The sequence below is a fragment of the Streptomyces cacaoi genome (assembly GCF_006539165.1).
Lineage (GTDB): Bacteria > Actinomycetota > Actinomycetes > Streptomycetales > Streptomycetaceae > Streptomyces > Streptomyces cacaoi.
Map to the genome: position 1 here is coordinate 199434 of NZ_BJMM01000007.1, position 14989 is coordinate 214422.

The 14989-nt window shown below is 73.3% G+C and carries 13 protein-coding genes; 9 read left to right on the forward strand and 4 right to left on the reverse strand.

Annotated features, from left to right (window positions below; translation table 11 throughout):
• Positions 1-392: 392 nt before the first annotated feature.
• Complete coding sequence (locus SCA03_RS09980; protein ID WP_086817904.1) at positions 393-1424, forward strand: nitronate monooxygenase; 1032 nt, start codon at positions 393-395, stop codon at positions 1422-1424.
• A gap of 237 nt (positions 1425-1661) precedes the next feature.
• Complete coding sequence (locus SCA03_RS09985) at positions 1662-1961, forward strand: acylphosphatase (RefSeq protein WP_030882797.1); 300 nt, start codon at positions 1662-1664, stop codon at positions 1959-1961.
• A gap of 34 nt (positions 1962-1995) precedes the next feature.
• Here the strand turns inward: SCA03_RS09985 and SCA03_RS09990 are convergent, their stop codons facing one another.
• Entirely contained in the window at positions 1996-2472 is a 477-nt protein-coding gene (locus SCA03_RS09990) for a hypothetical protein (protein WP_030882795.1), read from the reverse strand.
• Positions 2473-2556: 84 nt separating this feature from the next.
• Between SCA03_RS09990 and SCA03_RS09995 the strand changes: the two genes are divergently transcribed.
• The 5 genes from SCA03_RS09995 (at position 2557) to SCA03_RS10015 (ending at position 9271) form a co-directional block, all read left to right on the forward strand.
• Positions 2557-2835, forward strand: a complete 279-nt coding sequence (locus SCA03_RS09995) for a hypothetical protein (protein WP_141275317.1) — start codon at positions 2557-2559, stop codon at positions 2833-2835.
• Between the two features lie 894 nt (positions 2836-3729).
• Positions 3730-4524, forward strand: coding sequence for an IclR family transcriptional regulator (locus tag SCA03_RS10000; protein ID WP_030882788.1), 795 nt, complete (start codon positions 3730-3732; stop codon positions 4522-4524).
• A gap of 186 nt (positions 4525-4710) precedes the next feature.
• Positions 4711-6603, forward strand: coding sequence for an OPT/YSL family transporter (locus tag SCA03_RS10005; protein ID WP_141275318.1), 1893 nt, complete (start codon positions 4711-4713; stop codon positions 6601-6603).
• A 103-nt stretch (positions 6604-6706) separates the two neighbouring features.
• Positions 6707-7783 carry a 2,5-dihydroxypyridine 5,6-dioxygenase NicX family protein gene (locus tag SCA03_RS10010; RefSeq protein ID WP_030882783.1) on the forward strand — a complete coding sequence of 359 codons (1077 nt, stop codon included), beginning with the start codon at positions 6707-6709 and terminating at the stop codon, positions 7781-7783.
• Between the two features lie 183 nt (positions 7784-7966).
• The gene (locus tag SCA03_RS10015; protein ID WP_141275319.1) at positions 7967-9271 is read left to right on the forward strand and encodes an alpha/beta fold hydrolase; all 1305 of its coding nucleotides are present in this window, start codon (positions 7967-7969) and stop codon (positions 9269-9271) included.
• 31 nt (positions 9272-9302) lie between these two features.
• On the opposite strand, the gene SCA03_RS10020 is transcribed toward SCA03_RS10015, so the two are convergent.
• Complete coding sequence (locus SCA03_RS10020; protein ID WP_086816316.1) at positions 9303-9710, reverse strand: hypothetical protein; 408 nt, start codon at positions 9708-9710, stop codon at positions 9303-9305.
• A gap of 172 nt (positions 9711-9882) precedes the next feature.
• Positions 9883-11127, reverse strand: a complete 1245-nt coding sequence (locus SCA03_RS10025) for a helix-turn-helix domain-containing protein (RefSeq protein ID WP_086816318.1) — start codon at positions 11125-11127, stop codon at positions 9883-9885.
• Between the two features lie 243 nt (positions 11128-11370).
• Between SCA03_RS10025 and SCA03_RS10030 the strand changes: the two genes are divergently transcribed.
• Positions 11371-12012, forward strand: coding sequence for a flavoprotein (locus tag SCA03_RS10030; protein ID WP_051856671.1), 642 nt, complete (start codon positions 11371-11373; stop codon positions 12010-12012).
• A gap of 257 nt (positions 12013-12269) precedes the next feature.
• Entirely contained in the window at positions 12270-12665 is a 396-nt protein-coding gene (locus SCA03_RS10035; RefSeq protein ID WP_030882772.1) for a VOC family protein, read from the forward strand.
• Between the two features lie 58 nt (positions 12666-12723).
• Here SCA03_RS10035 and SCA03_RS10040 read toward each other — a convergent pair whose 3' ends face one another.
• Complete coding sequence (locus tag SCA03_RS10040; RefSeq protein WP_230988565.1) at positions 12724-14583, reverse strand: DUF8823 domain-containing protein; 1860 nt, start codon at positions 14581-14583, stop codon at positions 12724-12726.
• Positions 14584-14989: the final 406 nt, after the last annotated feature.

Here is a 14989-nt window from a genome sequence, read left to right on the forward strand (position 1 = left end):
ACCGGCGTCCATGCTCGTCATGCATAGCGGCAGCCTAGCGGGCATTTCACAGGGGAAAACGGCCTCTCTAGTGTCGGTGGCGGCATACGCAAGCGTGCAGGAAGGCGGTCCACAGCTGTGCACGCCGAAACCGTGACCACCGCAGCTGAGTACGCCGCAGCACCGGTCCGGCCCCCGTGGCGCCTCCGCGGGCGGGGGCGTCCGTGGTTGCCGCCCTCCGCGCCCGCCGCGCCCCCGGGGGTCCGGCCGCCGCAGCTGCGCGAGTTGTGCGGCCGGGCGGTGCCGGCGCCCACGGTCCCGGTCGGCGGCCGGGCCGTTCCGCCGCCCGGGCCGGTGGCCGGTCCCCCGCACCCGCGGCCTCGGCGGCCTGCCCCGCACCTCAAGGAGACGTGATGAGCAACCTGCTGACCGACCTCGGTATCGACTGTCCGGTCCTCGCCGCGCCCATGGCCGGCGGGCCGAGCACGCCCGCCCTGGTCACCGCGGCGGCGCGCGCGGGCGGGCTGGGCTTTCTGGCCGGGGGCTACAAGACCGCGCAGGCGCTCGCCGGGCAGATCCACACCGTCGAGGCCCAAGGCGTCCCGTTCGGCGTCAACCTCTTCGTGCGCAACGCCGTTCCCGTCTCCCCCGAGGCGTACCGCGACTACGCGCGCAGGGTGCAGGAAGAGGCCGACCGCTACGGACTGACGCTGACCGACACGGAGCCGGTGGACGACGACGACCACTGGGCGGACAAGATCGGTCTGCTGACCGCACACCCCGTCCCGTGGGTGTCGTTCACCTTCGGCATCCCCGACGCCGGAACGGTCACGCGTCTGCGCCGCGCCGGAACCACCGTCCTGCAATGCGTCACCAACAGCGACGAGGCACATCTGGCTGCCGAGGCCGGTGTCGACGCGCTGATCGTGCAGGCGCCGGCCGCCGGCGGGCACTCGGCCACGCTCACGCCCGAACGACCGCTCGCGTCCGTCTCCTTGCCCGAGCTGGTCGGCGCGGTACGGCAGGCGGTCCGGCTGCCGGTCGTCGCCACCGGCGGAATCGCCACACCCGAGGACGTGGCCGCCGCCCGCCGGGCCGGTGCGGACGCCGTCATGGTGGGCACCGTACTGCTGCGCACGGACGAGAGCGGAGCCTCCGCGGCCCACCAGGCGGCCCTGGCGGACCCGGCGTTCGACACCACCGTCCTCACCCGCGCCTTCACCGGACGCCCCGCCAGGGCGCTGCGCAACCACTTCACCGACCGGTACTCCGCCCACGCACCGGCCGGATACCCGGCCCTGCACCACCTCACCGGGCAGCTGCGCAAGGCGGCCACCGCCGCCGGTGACACGGACCGCATCCATCTGTGGGCGGGAACCGGCTACCGCGAGGCCAGGGCCGAGCCCGCGGCCCGCACCCTCGACCGGCTGGCCGGCCGGCTCTGACAGCTGACGACGGCCCGGACCCGACCGCCCGGGCACGGGCCATCGTCCACAGCAGACCGCATCGCGCCGCACGCGGGGCAGTCCGCACCACCACGTCCGCCGGATGCGTCGCATCCCGCGCAGCAGACCGTGCCGCGCAGCAGACCGACGCGGCGACCGACCGCCTCCCGGGCCACCGACCGCGCCGCACCCGCCGTGCGGCACCCGGCCCCCGTCCCTGCTTCCGAGAGGAGCTCCGTGCCGATCCAGCGACACGTTCACGTCCGTGGTCTCGTGCAGGGCGTGTACTACCGCGACACCTGCCGTCAGCTGGCCGAGGAATCGGGGGTGACGGGGTGGGTGCGCAACCTGCACAACGGCGATGTGGAAGCGGTCTTCGAGGGCGCGTCGAGCAAGGTCGCGCGCCTCGTACGGTGGGCGGCCGCCGGTCCGGGCGCGGCCGAGGTGACCGGGTGCACCGTGGCCCCCGAAGAGCCCGAGGGCCACGGCGACTTCCGCATCCTGCCCGACGCCCGCCCCGCACAGCCGCCCGCCTGACACGGGACGGCCGGGGCGGTCGGGCCTTCAGGGGTCAGGTGTGGATGGAGAGCTTGAACTGCGCGTGGACGAGGGCGCACCGGCCGCCGGCGTCGTGGCTGACGCGGAGAGCCAACGGGACGCCTGGGTGGACGAACAGGCTGTGGGTCTTGGTGAAGCACTGCATGCCCTTCGAGGGCGGTCTGTGGTCGGTCGCGGTCGTGTCGTCGGGGTTGTCGGTCAGACCGAGCGGGTCGCGGACGAACTGGTCGCGCAGTTCGCCGTAGCTTCCGGCCTCCCACTGGATCATCGCGGTGAGGATGCCCCAGCCGTCCGCCGAGGGCCAGATCAGCCCGGAGCGGTCGTCCGCACGCCAGTCGCCGACCTCGTAGCCGTCGGGCTGGGCGACCTGGTGCATGCCTTCGGCGTCGTAGGACTCGCCTCCGCCGAACGGGAAGCGCACGACGTGGTATTCGCCGGGGTCCAGTTCCCGGCGTTCGTTCAGGATCAGTGAGCACACGGGTATCGGCATCGGCGTGATCTCTCCTCACATCTGGGTGGGCTGCCTGAAACACTGTTCTGCTGCGACCGGTCGGGAGTCGACGAAGGACGGGGAATGGCGGGTTCACGGCGTGTGTGGAGCTGGATCGGCGGCACATGGATCGTGCTGGTGGCCGCCGGGGGCGTGGGCACGCTCGTCCTCGATCCGGGCCCCGCAGAGGAGCCCGACCGGCCCTCGCACGGGAACGGGACGTCCACGGGTCCGTCGCTCGTCGACAGAGGCGTTCCGGAGGGCTGCGAGGACGAAGAGGCCGAGGCCCGTCGGGAAGCGCAGAAGCAAGGACGGGACACGTACGCGGTCTTGTGCATCACGCAGCAGCAGGCCAAAGAGTGACCGGCGTAGGTGAGTTGAGCACCGGGCGGCACACTGTGTGCCGCTTCCGGGTCGGCTGAAGGCTTTCGGCGCCGTACCGCGCGCTTCCCCAGCTGTGTGGAGAACTGCGACAGCTGTACCGATAACCCACCCAGCTGAGCAGTGGCGTTCCACCGCTGTGCCGTCAACTCCCATGGCCCGTGGGTACGTTCGGCGAGCGCACCGAACCGTGCCGCGAGGTCGCCCGACTTCCGCAGCTGTGCCGGGTGTTCCTGCGACTTCCGCAGCTGTGCCGCGTTCCGCTCGTATCGGCCGGCGTCCGGCACGGTTCCCTCCCTTTCGTTGCGGCAGCCGTCGTGGAAACGTCCACGCCGGACGGTGGGCCGGTGCCGGTCCGGCAGCTGTTGTGCTGCCCGCTGCGGGCGTGTGGTGGGCGCTGTCCGGACGGTGCGTCGTCGAGGGTGCGGGTGCGCTGCTTCGCCCTGTGCGTCCTCCGGTGGCGGACTCGGGCGTGCCGTCGGCCCTCGTTCCGCCCGCGCGTCGGAGGTCGTCCAGGGGGATGCCCCGATACTGCCCCGTCGATGAACGCGGCGTCCCTCCCGTGGCCAAGACGCGACCGCTCCGTGACCGCCGGGACGTCACCGGGCCGGTGCTGTCGGCCCGCCGGACGGACCGACGGCACCGGCCGCGGCAGGACCCGCCGCAGCTGGGCGGTGGGGCGGGCGCGGGCGTGCGGGGGCCTGCCCAGGGCGCGGCAAACCCTTGACACCCCCTTTGCGGCAGGCTCATAGTGCTGGCCCCTCAGCGCAACGGCGTTGCGCTGAGCGCACCGTCGTCCCGGCTCGGGACGGCGGCTCACCAGCAAGGCCGGGCTCTTCGCGGTCCGGCTCCCGGCTATGCAGGAGGGCGTGGGTCATGCGTGACGCCTCGGAGCCCACGGGCAGCGCGGACACCCGGAAGACCGGCGGCGTCCTGCAGACCGCCGATCGCGCGCTCGTCGCGCTGCTGTCCTTCACCGAGCAGCGGCCCGAGTGGGGAGTCAGCGAGCTGGCCCGGCACCACAGCTGGGACAAGGCCGTCGCACAGCGGCTGCTGACCACGCTCACCGCGCGTGGCTTCCTGCTGTGCGATCCCGGCACCCGGCGCTACCGGCTCGGCCCGGCCGTCTCCCGGCTGGCGCGGGTGGGCGAGCACAGCGGTGTCCTGCCGTCCCTCGTGCGTCCGGTGCTGGCCCGGCTGCTGCGCGAGACGGGGGAGTCCGTCGTCCTCAACGTGCCCAACGGCGGCGGCTACCGCTGTGCCGCAGCTGTGGACGGCACCGGTCCCGTCCGGTACACGGCGATCACCGGCGCACTGATGCCGGGGCACGCCGGGGCGTCCGGCCACGCGATCTTCGCCTACTACCCCGAGGCGGAGATCCGGCAGATCTTCGGAGCCGCGCCCCTCCAGCGGTTCAACGACAACACCGTGACCGACATCGACGCTCTGCTGGCGCGCTACGCCGAGGTGCGCGCGGCCGGCTGGAGCGTCAGCCACGGCGAGTACGACGAGGCCGTGACGGCCGTGTCGGCCCCGGTCTTCCAGGCCGGCGCCGTCGCCGCCTCGCTGACCGTCATCGGCCCCGCGCACCGCGTGGGGCGGGAGGCCGACCGGCTCACCGCCCTGGTGGCCGACGGAGCCGCCGAGGCGTCAGCGGCCTTCGGGGGCTAGCCCGGGCCGTCCCGAGCGCCTCCGCACCGCACCAGCCCCGACCACACGCCCTCGACAACACGCCCGGAGCGGGCAGCCGCGCTCCGGGCGGGGGCGGCGTACGCGCGCACGCGTGCGCCGGACCGGCCCGAGCGTCCCGTACGCCCGGCCGCCCCGTCACCGCAGCCCGACCGAAGGTGGACCACCGTGCCGGACAACACCGCAGCCGCACCACAGCACCCCACCGCCGCGCCGTCGCGGGACGCGTCCACCGCGGCGGACGCGGGGACGGCGCGGGACGGAGGACCGCAGCGGCATCCGCGCGTCCGTGAGCCGCTGCTGTGCGTCCTGCTGGTCGCGCTCTCGGCGGCCGGTGCGCTGATCGGCGTCGATCTGGTGGCCAAGCTGGGCATCTCGGCGAACACCTCGGTGGTGGGGGCGCTCATCGCCATGCTGGTGGGTCGAATACCCCTGCCCATGCTGCGGAGCATGCGGTCGGTGCACCGGCAGAACCTGGCGCAGAGTGCCATCTCCGCTGCCACGTTCGCCTCCTCGAACGTGCTGCTGACGTCCATCGCCGTGCCGTACGTCTTCGGCCGGCACGACCTCGTGTGGCCGATGCTGGCCGGTTCGGTGGCCGGTCTCGTCATCGACGCCTGGGTGCTCTACCGCTCGTTCGGCTCGCGACTGCTGCCGGCGGAGGCCGCCTGGCCGCCCGGTACCGCCGCCGCCGAGACGGTCCGGGCGGGCGATCGGGGCGGCAAGCGGGCCGTGGTGCTGGCGGGCGGCACGGTCGCCGGTGTCGCCGGTTCCTTCGCCGGCCTGCCGCTGATGGCGGCCGGTGTCGCGCTGCTCGGCAACGTGTGGGCACTGCTGATGTTCGGCATCGGCCTGGGCCTGCGCGAGTACGGGCATCTGTTCGGCACCGACTTCGGCGCGGGATACGTCCCGCACGGGATCATGGTGGGCGCCGGACTGGTCGCGCTCGGGCAGGCCGTCGTGCTGCTGGTGCGCCGCCAGGGCGACCGCCGGGCCGGGCAGGACGCCGGAGGGAACCGGTCCCGAACCGGGACCGCAGCCCCGGACGCACAGGCAACTGCCTCCACAGCTGCGGAAGTCGGCGGAAAATCCGCCACAGATGCGGAAGTGTCCGACGGCTCGGACGACGCGACCGCTTCCGGCTCCGCCACGGATACGGCGGTGCCCGCCGGTCCGGGCGAGGGGGCCACCGCCACAGCTGTGGACGCTCCGGCGCCGGGGACGGCCGCCGGTGCGGCCCCGACCGTCGACGAGCGGACGCTGCGCCGCACGCTCGTCCGCGGCTATCTGCTCTTCGCCGCCGGTGCGGTCGTCCTGGCCTTCGTCGGCGGGCTCGTGGGCGACATGAGCCCGGCGGGCATCGTGGGCTGGGTCCTGTTCGCCGCCTTCGCCGCGCTGGTGCACGAGCTGATCGTGGGGCTGGCGGCCATGCAGTCCGGCTGGTTTCCCGCGTTCGCCGTCACCTTGATCTTCCTCATCGCCGGTCTGCTGCTGGGCATCCCCTCGACACCGCTGGCGCTCCTGGTCGGCTATGTGTCCGCCACCGGCCCGGCCTTCGCCGACATGGGCTACGACCTCAAGGCGGGCTGGCTGCTGCGGCGGGACCACCGGCCGTGGGACCCGTTCGAACGCGCGGGCAGGCGCGAGCAGTTCCGGGCCGCCCTCATCGGCTTCGCCGTGGCGATCGCCGTCGTCGCCGTGCTGTGGCAGACGTACTTCCGGCAGGGCCTCTTCCCGCCGATCGCGAAGGTGTACGCCGACACCGTCAAGCACGGCCTGGACGACCCGGGCGTGCTGCGCACCATGCTGCTGTGGGCGATTCCCGGCGCCCTGCTCCAGCTGCTGGGCGGAACGAAGCGGCAGTTGGGCGTCATGTTCGCCACCGGCCTCCTCATGCTCACACCGCACGCCGGATGGCTCGTGCTGGCCGGGCTGGCCGGCCGGGTGCTGTACCGCCACTACCGCGGCCCGGGCGCCGACCAGGAGCTGAACCTCGTCGGCGCGGGCCTGATCGCCGGCAGTTCGCTCGGTGACACCTCGCAGATCTTCCGGGCCCGGTGACCGGCGTGGCCTGCTCCGCCCCGGCCCGCGGGCCCGCCCGCGCCCGGCCGCCGCCCGCGCCGCCGCCCGTACCGTCCGACGCCGAAGCAAGGAGAAAGACCCCATGGAGATGCACAGCCGCCTCGAACCCCGCGGCGAATACCTCGGTTTCGAACTCGCCGTCGCGGCACGCAAGCTGGTCGAGCAGGTCATGCTCGTCAAGCCGGGCGAACACGTCGTCCTGACCGGCGACACCAGCAGCGACCGGCGCGTCGTGGACGCCACCGCACAGGCCGTGGCCGCCGCCGGCGGGCACCCCGTGGTCGTCTGGTACGAGACGCTTCCCGGCTCCTCGATGGAACCGCCGCGGCCCGTGGCCGGGGCCATCGCGGACGCCGATGTGTGGATCGAGTTCGCGGTCTCCTACGTGATGCACTCCGAGGCGTTCCGCACCGCCATGGCGAACGGCTGCCGCTACACGAACCTGACCGCCATGGATGTGCACATGCTCGTCGCGACGGTCGGACGCCCCGACTTCGCGGGGGTCATGCGGCTCGGCAACGCGCTGGTACGGCTGCTGGAGCAGGCCGACGAGGTCCGGATCACCTCGCGCAACGGCACCGACATCACCGGACGCAACGGCGACCGGCCCATCAATCTGCGCGGCAAGCCCGCCGAGCGGCCCGGCGAGACGGTGATGCTCTCCGGCCAGATCTCCTGGAACCCGCTGGAGGAGACGCAGCAGGGCACCCTGGTGTTCGACGGGGCGCTGTGGCCGCCGGACCAGCTGGGGCTGCTCCGCTCCCCCGTGCGCTGCACGATCGAGGACGGCGTCGTCACCGCCATCGACGGTGCGGACAGCAGTGGGCAGGAAGCGGAGATCTTCCGCAGCTGGATGGAGTCCTTCGACGACCCGAACATGTTCCGGGTGGCGCACTGGTCGCTCGGCTTCAACCCGGGCGTGCCCGCGCCGACCGGCCGGATCGTCGAGGACGAGCGGGTCTTCGGATGCGTCGAACTCGGCATCGGCACCAAGGGCGCGTGGATCGGGGGTGAGCCGTGGGTGGCCGCCGCGCACACCGACGGCAGCATCCTGGGCCCGTCCATCTACCTGGACGGCGAGGCGATCGAGATCGACGGCCGCTATGTGCACCCCGAACTCGTGCAGATATGCAAGGAACTGGAGGTGCCCGGCTACTGACGGCCCTGCGCCGGGGGTGTACGCGGGCGGCCGGTGCCGCTCCGTACGCCCCGGCGGTTCCGTCGCCGCCGCGCGCTCCCGGTCGCTGCCGGGGCCCGGCGGCCTCCCGCCGCTCCGTTTGCCCCCGCCCTCCCGTTCCCGCCCGCCACCGCCCCGTCCGTCCGCGTCCCGTGAGGAGCCACCGTGCCCGACGCCATCCGTTACCGCCACGACGGCCTCGTGTGCACCGATCACACGCTCGATGTCCCCCTCGACCACGACCGCCCCGACGGTCCCGCCCTCACCCTCTTCGCCCGCGAAGTCGTCGCCGCCGGGCGGGAACACGAGGATCTGCCCCGTCTGCTATGGCTCCAGGGCGGCCCCGGCGGCCGGGCGGACCGCCCCTCGGCACCCGGCGCCTGGCTGCGCCGCGCCCTGCGCGCGTACCGGGTGGTGCTGATGGACCAGCGCGGCACCGGGCGCAGCACCCCGGCCGACCGCACCACGCTCGCCGGACAGCCGGACGCCGCGGCCACCGCCGCCTACCTCGGCCACTTCCGCGCCGACGCGATCGTGCGCGACGCCGAGCTTCTCCGGCGTCATCTGGGGGGCGACCGGGAACAGGACCGCCCGTGGACGGTGCTCGGCCAGAGCTTCGGCGGCTTCTGTGCGCTCAGCTATCTGAGCACGGCCCCGGAAGGACTGGAGCGGGTCCTGATCACCGGTGGGCTGCCCACGCTCACCGGCCACGCCGACGACGTCTACCGCGCCGCCTACGCGCGCGTACTCGCCCACAACGAGCGCTATTTCGCCCGCTACCCGGACGACCAGCGCCTCGTGGACGCGATCGCCGCGCACCTCGACACCCACGACGTCCGGATGCCCACCGGGGAGCGGCTGACCGTACGCCGCTTCCAGACGGTCGGCATCGGCCTCGGCAACGCCTCGAAGTTCGACGCCCTGCACTATCTGCTGGAGAGCGCCTTCGTGCCGGGCCCGGCCGGGCCCACGCTCTCCGACGGCTTCCTGCGCGGCGTCGACGCCGCGGTGTCGTTCGCCGAACGTCCGCTGTACGCCGTGCTGCACGAGCCGATCTACGCGCAGGGCGGGCGGGCGACGGCCTGGTCGGCGCACCGGATACGGGAGGAGTTCCCGGCGTTCGCACCGGCCACCGACCGGCCGCTGCGGCTGACCGGGGAGATGATCTACCCCTGGCAGTTCGAGGAGGACCCGGCCCTGGTGCCGCTGCGCGACGCGGCACAGCTGCTCGCGGAACGCACCGACTGGCCCGCCTTGTACGACCTCGACCAGCTGGCGCGGAACGAGGTGCCCGTCGCCGCCGCCGTCTACTACGACGACATGTTCGTCGACCGTGAGCAGTCGCTGGAAACGGCCGCAGCTGTGCGCGGACTGCGGCCGTGGATCACCAACACCCATGCGCACGACGGTGTGCGCGTCGACGGGGCGGTCTTCGACCGGCTGCTCGCCATGGCCCGCGGGGAGATCTGAGCCCGGCAGGTGCCCGCGCCGGTCCGCACGTTCACAGGGAGCTGCCCTCCCGCGGCCCGAGCATCCGTCCGATGGTGGCGTGCAGCGCCTCGTGCAGCTGCCCGGTGGAGGTCAAGGTGGCGCCCGGGCAGCAGGGCACCGCCCAGTGCGGGCCCGGCGGGCGCAGGCGGGTGCGGGGCGGGACGGTGACCCAGCTCGCCGTGGACAGCACCTGCACGGCGGCGAACTCCGGAAAGGTCCATTCCCGTGCGCTGCCCGGTTTGATCAGCCAGTAGAGCCGGCAGCCGTACGGGTCCCGGATGACCGCTCCGGACCCGGAGCCGAGGCGCCTCAAGACGTCCTTGCCCAGGTAGATGGGCACACGGACGGCGTCCCACCACTGGCCTGCGGGCAGCAGGACGGCATCGGGGCCCGAGGGGAGGGGCCACGTCACGGTCACGGTCTCTCCTGGCGTCATCGCGATTCCTGGCACACGGTCAGGGTGCGCGGCGGCGACACGGATAAGTGTCACTGGTAAGTGACAGTCCGCATCTGCTTCGTCACAGAGATCGCATGCCTCTCCGGGGCCCCTCCGGTGACTCGCGTCGCGGCGGAGCACAACGCCCACGGGCTCACAGACCGAGCCAGGCCGCCATGTTGTCCAGGGAGTCGGGGGTACGGCGCCGCTGGGCGACGAGACCGTTGATCGTCTCCCGGGCGCCCGGGTGGTAACGGGTCTGCTGCGGTGCGAGTTTGCGCGCCGCCATCAGGGACGTGAGCGCCGCGTCGCTGCGGCCTGTCTCCATCTCCGCGCGCGCCCGGTCGATGTAGAAGTGCGCTCTGCGCGAGAGCGGCCAGTCGTGCGGCAGCCGCACGGCGCGCGACTTCTCCAGCGCCTTGCCGTAGCGGCGCATCTCCACGTGCGCGGACACCTCGTGGACGGCGACGTTGGCCGGGCCGAAGCTCAGCCAGTGCACACGGCCGGCCTCGCCCGTACGCGTCGCGTAGGCGAGCGCCTCGCGCAGATGGGCGGAGACGGCGTCGGCGTCGTGTGCCCGGGCGGAGATGACGCTCGCCCCCAGATGCAGCTGGCCGCGCACCACCAGAGAGATGTGGTCGTCCTGGTCCCGCGCCTGTCCGGCCACCGCACGTCCCGCCTCGATCAGCCGCAGACCGATGCTGTGTTCGCCCTCGCGGAAGTACGCGAGGGCCCGCATGTACTGGCGCACCGCGGCGAGCAGCGGGTCCGAGCCCCGTTCGGCGGCCCAGCCCAGCCGGTCCAGCGCGATGGTGGCCAGATCGTAGAAGCCCAGCTTCGTGGCGATGTCGTGCGCGGTGCGGTAGGCGGAGGCGAGGGTCCGCCACAGCGCGGTGCTCGGGGCGCGGTGCGCGGCCACGGTGACCTCGGCGATCAGCGCGGGCAGCGCGTGCGCCGCCCGGCTCAGATGCGTGGCACGCACCATGCGGCACAACTCGTCCGCTTCTGCGGCGAGTTCCTCAGCTGTGCGGGTTCCGCCGCTGCTGTGCTCAGCTGTCCCGTCGGACGCCGGGTCGCCCGCGGTCGCGGCCTCGCGCGCGGCGTCCTCCAGGTCGTAGAGGTCCAGCGCCTCCCGGATGGGACGGATGAGGGCGGCCAGGCGGTCCTGTTGCAGCTCGGTGACGTAGGGCTGCCCCGTCAGTACGGTGACATCGATCCGCAGGGCACGGGCGACGGCGGAGACCAGATCCGGCGAAGCGTTCTTGCGTCCCTCCTCCACCTGCCGCAACAAGCTGTAGGAGTACGGGAGGCGGGCGGCCAGGCCCCGCTGGGTGAGGCCGGCCAGCTTGCGCTGGTGGGCGATCCGAACGCCCGCGTGCTCTTCGTGCGGCCCGCGCATCGGGACTCCGTTTCTCTTCCGCGTCGCCGACGGGGCGGCTTTCCCGGCGTGCTGCCCGTTCGTTCCGTGCGGTGCGTGCATGCTGCGCTCCGTCGTCCCCGTCCCCCACGCCCAGTTGACGTTCGGACCGTAGGCACGAGCGGGCCGTACGAGCGCTTTCCGGTCAGCTGTGCCACTCGAACGGGTTCCGGGGACTTGCGCCGCGAGCGCGGTTCGTGGCAGCAGCTGTGGTGGGATGCCCGCATGGCTCCCCCTGTGCTCTATCTGCTCGGTTCCGCCGCCCCTCCGGTGCTCCAGGCGGGCACGGTGGTCGAGGAGGCCCGGCGGCGCGGCTGGGACGTGTGCCTGGGGCTCACACCGACGGCTGCTGACTGGCTGGAGGATCAACTGCCGCAGCTGGAGCAGACGTCGGGTCACCCGGTGCGCTCCCGCTACAAACGCCCCGGCCGGCCCGATGTGTGGCCGCCCGCCTCGGTCGCCCTGGTGGCCCCGGCGACGTTCAACACGCTCAACCAGTGGGCGCTCGGGCTCACCGACAAGTTCGTGGTGGGCTTCGCCGCTGAAGCGATCGGCAAGGGCATCCCGCTCGTCACCATGCCGTGTGTGAACGCCGCCTACGCACGCCATCCGCAGTTCCCGCGCTCGCTGGCCACGCTCCGGGACGCGGGGGTGCGGGTGCTGTACGGGGAGGGCGGTTTCGTGCCGAATCCGCCGGGCCGCGGGCGGCCGGATTCCTACCCCTGGCCGCTCGCCCTGGAGGCCGCGTCCGCCGCCCTCGACACGGCCGACGGGGACGGGGCCGCCCCGCACACAGCTGCGGCGGACCCGGCCGGCGCCCGGCACGCGCGGTGTGTGCCCGGGCGGACCGAGCACGGCCGCCCGTAGCAGCCGCCGCCGGGCGCTCGGTGCCGTTCGGCCAGGGCTCCGGGCCCACTGCTGCTGAAGAAACACGCACATCTGCGCGTTGGAGAAAGAGGCACATCCACGCAGGCGCAGGAAAACGGTGCGCATGCTCCGTCCCAGGGCGTAGGACGAAGGTCCGTGCCGATCGGCGAAATGCGGGCGCTCCGCGGGGAGTTGGACACTTCGCAAGGGCGCGGCACCGGAGCCGGGCCCGCCGCACGAGCAACAGGGAGGCATCCATGCCGGTCCAGCTCAACCACACCATCGTGCGCGCCACGGACAAGAAGCGCTCGGCGGACTTCTACGCACAGCTGCTGGGGCTCGAAGTGCAGCCGCAGTTCGGCCCGTTCCTCCCCGTCGTCACGGACAACGACGTCGCCCTCGACTTCGCCGACGCCGGTGAGGAACCCATCACCCCGCAGCACTACGCGTTCCTCGTCTCCGAGCCCGAGTTCGACGAGATCTTCGGCCGTGTCCGCTCGGCCGGCCTCACCTACTACGCCGACCCGAGGCGCGAGCAGCCCGGCGAGATCAACCACCACGACGGCGGCCGCGGCGTCTACTGGCTCGACCCCGACGGCCACGTCCTGGAGATCATCACGCAGCACTACGGCGCGGACGGCCGCACCGGCTGACGCCCGCACAGCGGAGGTCGGCACCGCCGCCTGAGCCCGCCCGGGCAGCCGGTCGGGCTCAGGGCGTGGCGTCCGCCGTGCCGGACGGGAGCGGCGTGCCGTCGGCCGGGCTGCCGGACCTGCCGTCCGGGCAGGGGGTGCCCCTCGGCAGCTTGTACGGGGCGGCGAGCCGGTAGGTGCCCGGGCGCGGGGCGTCCAGCACCGTCCAGGTGTCGACGACCGGCTCGTCCTCGCCCTCGGGTGGCGGCCCGCCGAACGTCGGCTCGGCCTCCCGGAGGCACCCGTACCGGTTGGGGCCGTGCTCGGAGGGCGGCTCCACCCGCTCCCCGGCGCGGTCCACCAGGCCCAGCCACGGCGACCACGGCACCCGCACCAGCACCGGCCCGCTCCTGCTCACGCGGAGCGTCACCCGCTCCGCGTCGGCCCGTACGACGGAGGCGCCCTTGCCGACCATCGGCTCCGCGCCCTTCACCCGGAAGAGCCGCCAGCTGTCGTCGGACCAGATCTCCTTCAGATACGGCAGCCCGTCGCGTACCAGCCGGGCTTCCGCCACGCCCCCGGCCAGGTCGGGCGGGTCGGCCGGCAGCACCACGTACTGCACGGCCCAGCGGCGCAGCCAGTCCCGGTAGCGCTCGGGGCTGAGGTGCTCGTCGTAGAAGAGCGGATTGCGTTCCAGATCCGCCTGCCGGTTCCAGCCGCGGGCCAGATTGACGTACGGCGCCAGCGCCGAGGCCTCACGGTGGCTGCTGACCGGAACCACCTCGACCCGCGCCCGGTCCGCGTCCACCTTCCGCAGCTGCTGCACCAGCGGCTTCAGTTCGCGGTTCCACGCCCTCTCCGGAGTGGTGTGCAGCACGTCCCAGGTCGGCTTCCCGACCTGCCAGCCGATGGTGACGACGAGCGCGAGCAGCATGGCGACACCCTTGCGGCTCCGCCACGCCCGCGCTCCGCTGCCGACGACCGTCGGAGCGGCGGCCAGCAGCGCCACCGTGCCGAACAGCAGCCCGAGCCGCTCCACGTTGGAGCCGACCTGGGACGGGATCGCCCACGTCAGGACTATCCCGACCGTGTAGACGGCGGCGCCCACCCGGACGGCCACCCAGCTCTTCGGCACGAGCAGCATCACGGCGACGGCGCCCAGCACCGGGAAGACCAGCGACACGAACGGCATCGGCTGCACACCCGTGAACGGGAACAGCAGCGCCGAACAGGCCACCACCAGGGGCGGCGGCAGCGCCACGGACAGCATGGCCGCGTAGCGGCGCGCCAGCAGCAGCGAGGCCGCCACGACTTCGAGGAACAGCCCCGCGACGGGACTCGCAGCTGTGGCCAGCACCGCCAGCAGAATGGCGAGCACGGCCCGCGTCCAGCGCGCGAGACGGCTCGCCCGCGCCCCTCGCCACCGGTCCGGCCACGTCCACACCACCGCCACGGCGCCGAGCCCGAAACACACCCCGAGCGCGAACGTGACGCGTCCCGAAGCCGCATTGCACGCGAACGCGAACGCGCCCCACAGGGACGGCCACAGCGGCCTGTGCACGGTCCGCGCCAACAGCAGCGCCAGCAGACCCGCCGACAGCACCCCGGAGAGGATCAGTGTCGTCCGCACCCCGATGACCGCCATCAGATACGGCGAGATGACGCTGTACGAGACGGGATGCAGCCCCCCGTACCAGGCCAGGTTGTAGGCGGAACCCGGGTGCTCGCCCACGAACTCCGCCCAGGCGTCCTGCGCGGCCAGATCCCCGCCACTGCTGGCGAAGAACCGGAACCAGATCAGATGCAGCAGGGCACCCGCCAGCAGTGCCGCAGCTGTCACGAACAGCGGCCGCCGCGCCATCCGACGGCGTTCCGGCTTCTCGTCCCCCTGCGCGTCCGTGGCCCGCCTGCCCGAGGGGTCAGCGCCGCGCTCCGGCACGCCCGGTGCCTTCCGGGCCTCCGGAGCCGTCTTCCTCGCGGCCCGGCCCGCCGGTTGTTCTTCCGCATCTGTGCCGCCCGCCGGGCCGCCCGGGCTCTTTGTGCCCGGCGTGCTCGTGCCCGTGTCGGGCCGGGACGGCGATGGCCCGCCGGGGGCGATGTCCCCGGCGTCCGGAAGGCCGGGCCCGGGGCGCGGCGTCTGCCGCGGGGGCAGCACACCGGACGGTGCCGTGCCCGCGCCGAGGGCCTCACGCTCGGCACCCTCGGCGGCGGCGCCCACCGTTCCGCTCCTGCCCGCCTCTCCTGCTGCTCCTGCTCCGCTGTCCGCGTCCGCCGTCGAGGCCGGCGTCCGCGATGGATGCACAGTGGCCACTGCGCTGACTCCCCGTACACGTGCGGCTTCCCGG

Coding starts and splice junctions, on each gene's coding strand:
- SCA03_RS09980 (WP_086817904.1), top strand. CDS start 393: ATGAGCAACCTGCTGACCGACCTCGGTATCGACTGTCCGGTCCTCGCC.
- SCA03_RS10030 (WP_051856671.1), top strand. CDS start 11,371: ATGGCTCCCCCTGTGCTCTATCTGCTCGGTTCCGCCGCCCCTCCGGTG.
- SCA03_RS10010 (WP_030882783.1), top strand. CDS start 6,707: ATGGAGATGCACAGCCGCCTCGAACCCCGCGGCGAATACCTCGGTTTC.
- SCA03_RS09990 (WP_030882795.1), bottom strand. CDS start 2,472: ATGCCGATACCCGTGTGCTCACTGATCCTGAACGAACGCCGGGAACTG.
- SCA03_RS09995 (WP_141275317.1), top strand. CDS start 2,557: ATGGCGGGTTCACGGCGTGTGTGGAGCTGGATCGGCGGCACATGGATC.
- SCA03_RS10035 (WP_030882772.1), top strand. CDS start 12,270: ATGCCGGTCCAGCTCAACCACACCATCGTGCGCGCCACGGACAAGAAG.
- SCA03_RS10000 (WP_030882788.1), top strand. CDS start 3,730: ATGCGTGACGCCTCGGAGCCCACGGGCAGCGCGGACACCCGGAAGACC.
- SCA03_RS10025 (WP_086816318.1), bottom strand. CDS start 11,127: ATGCGCGGGCCGCACGAAGAGCACGCGGGCGTTCGGATCGCCCACCAG.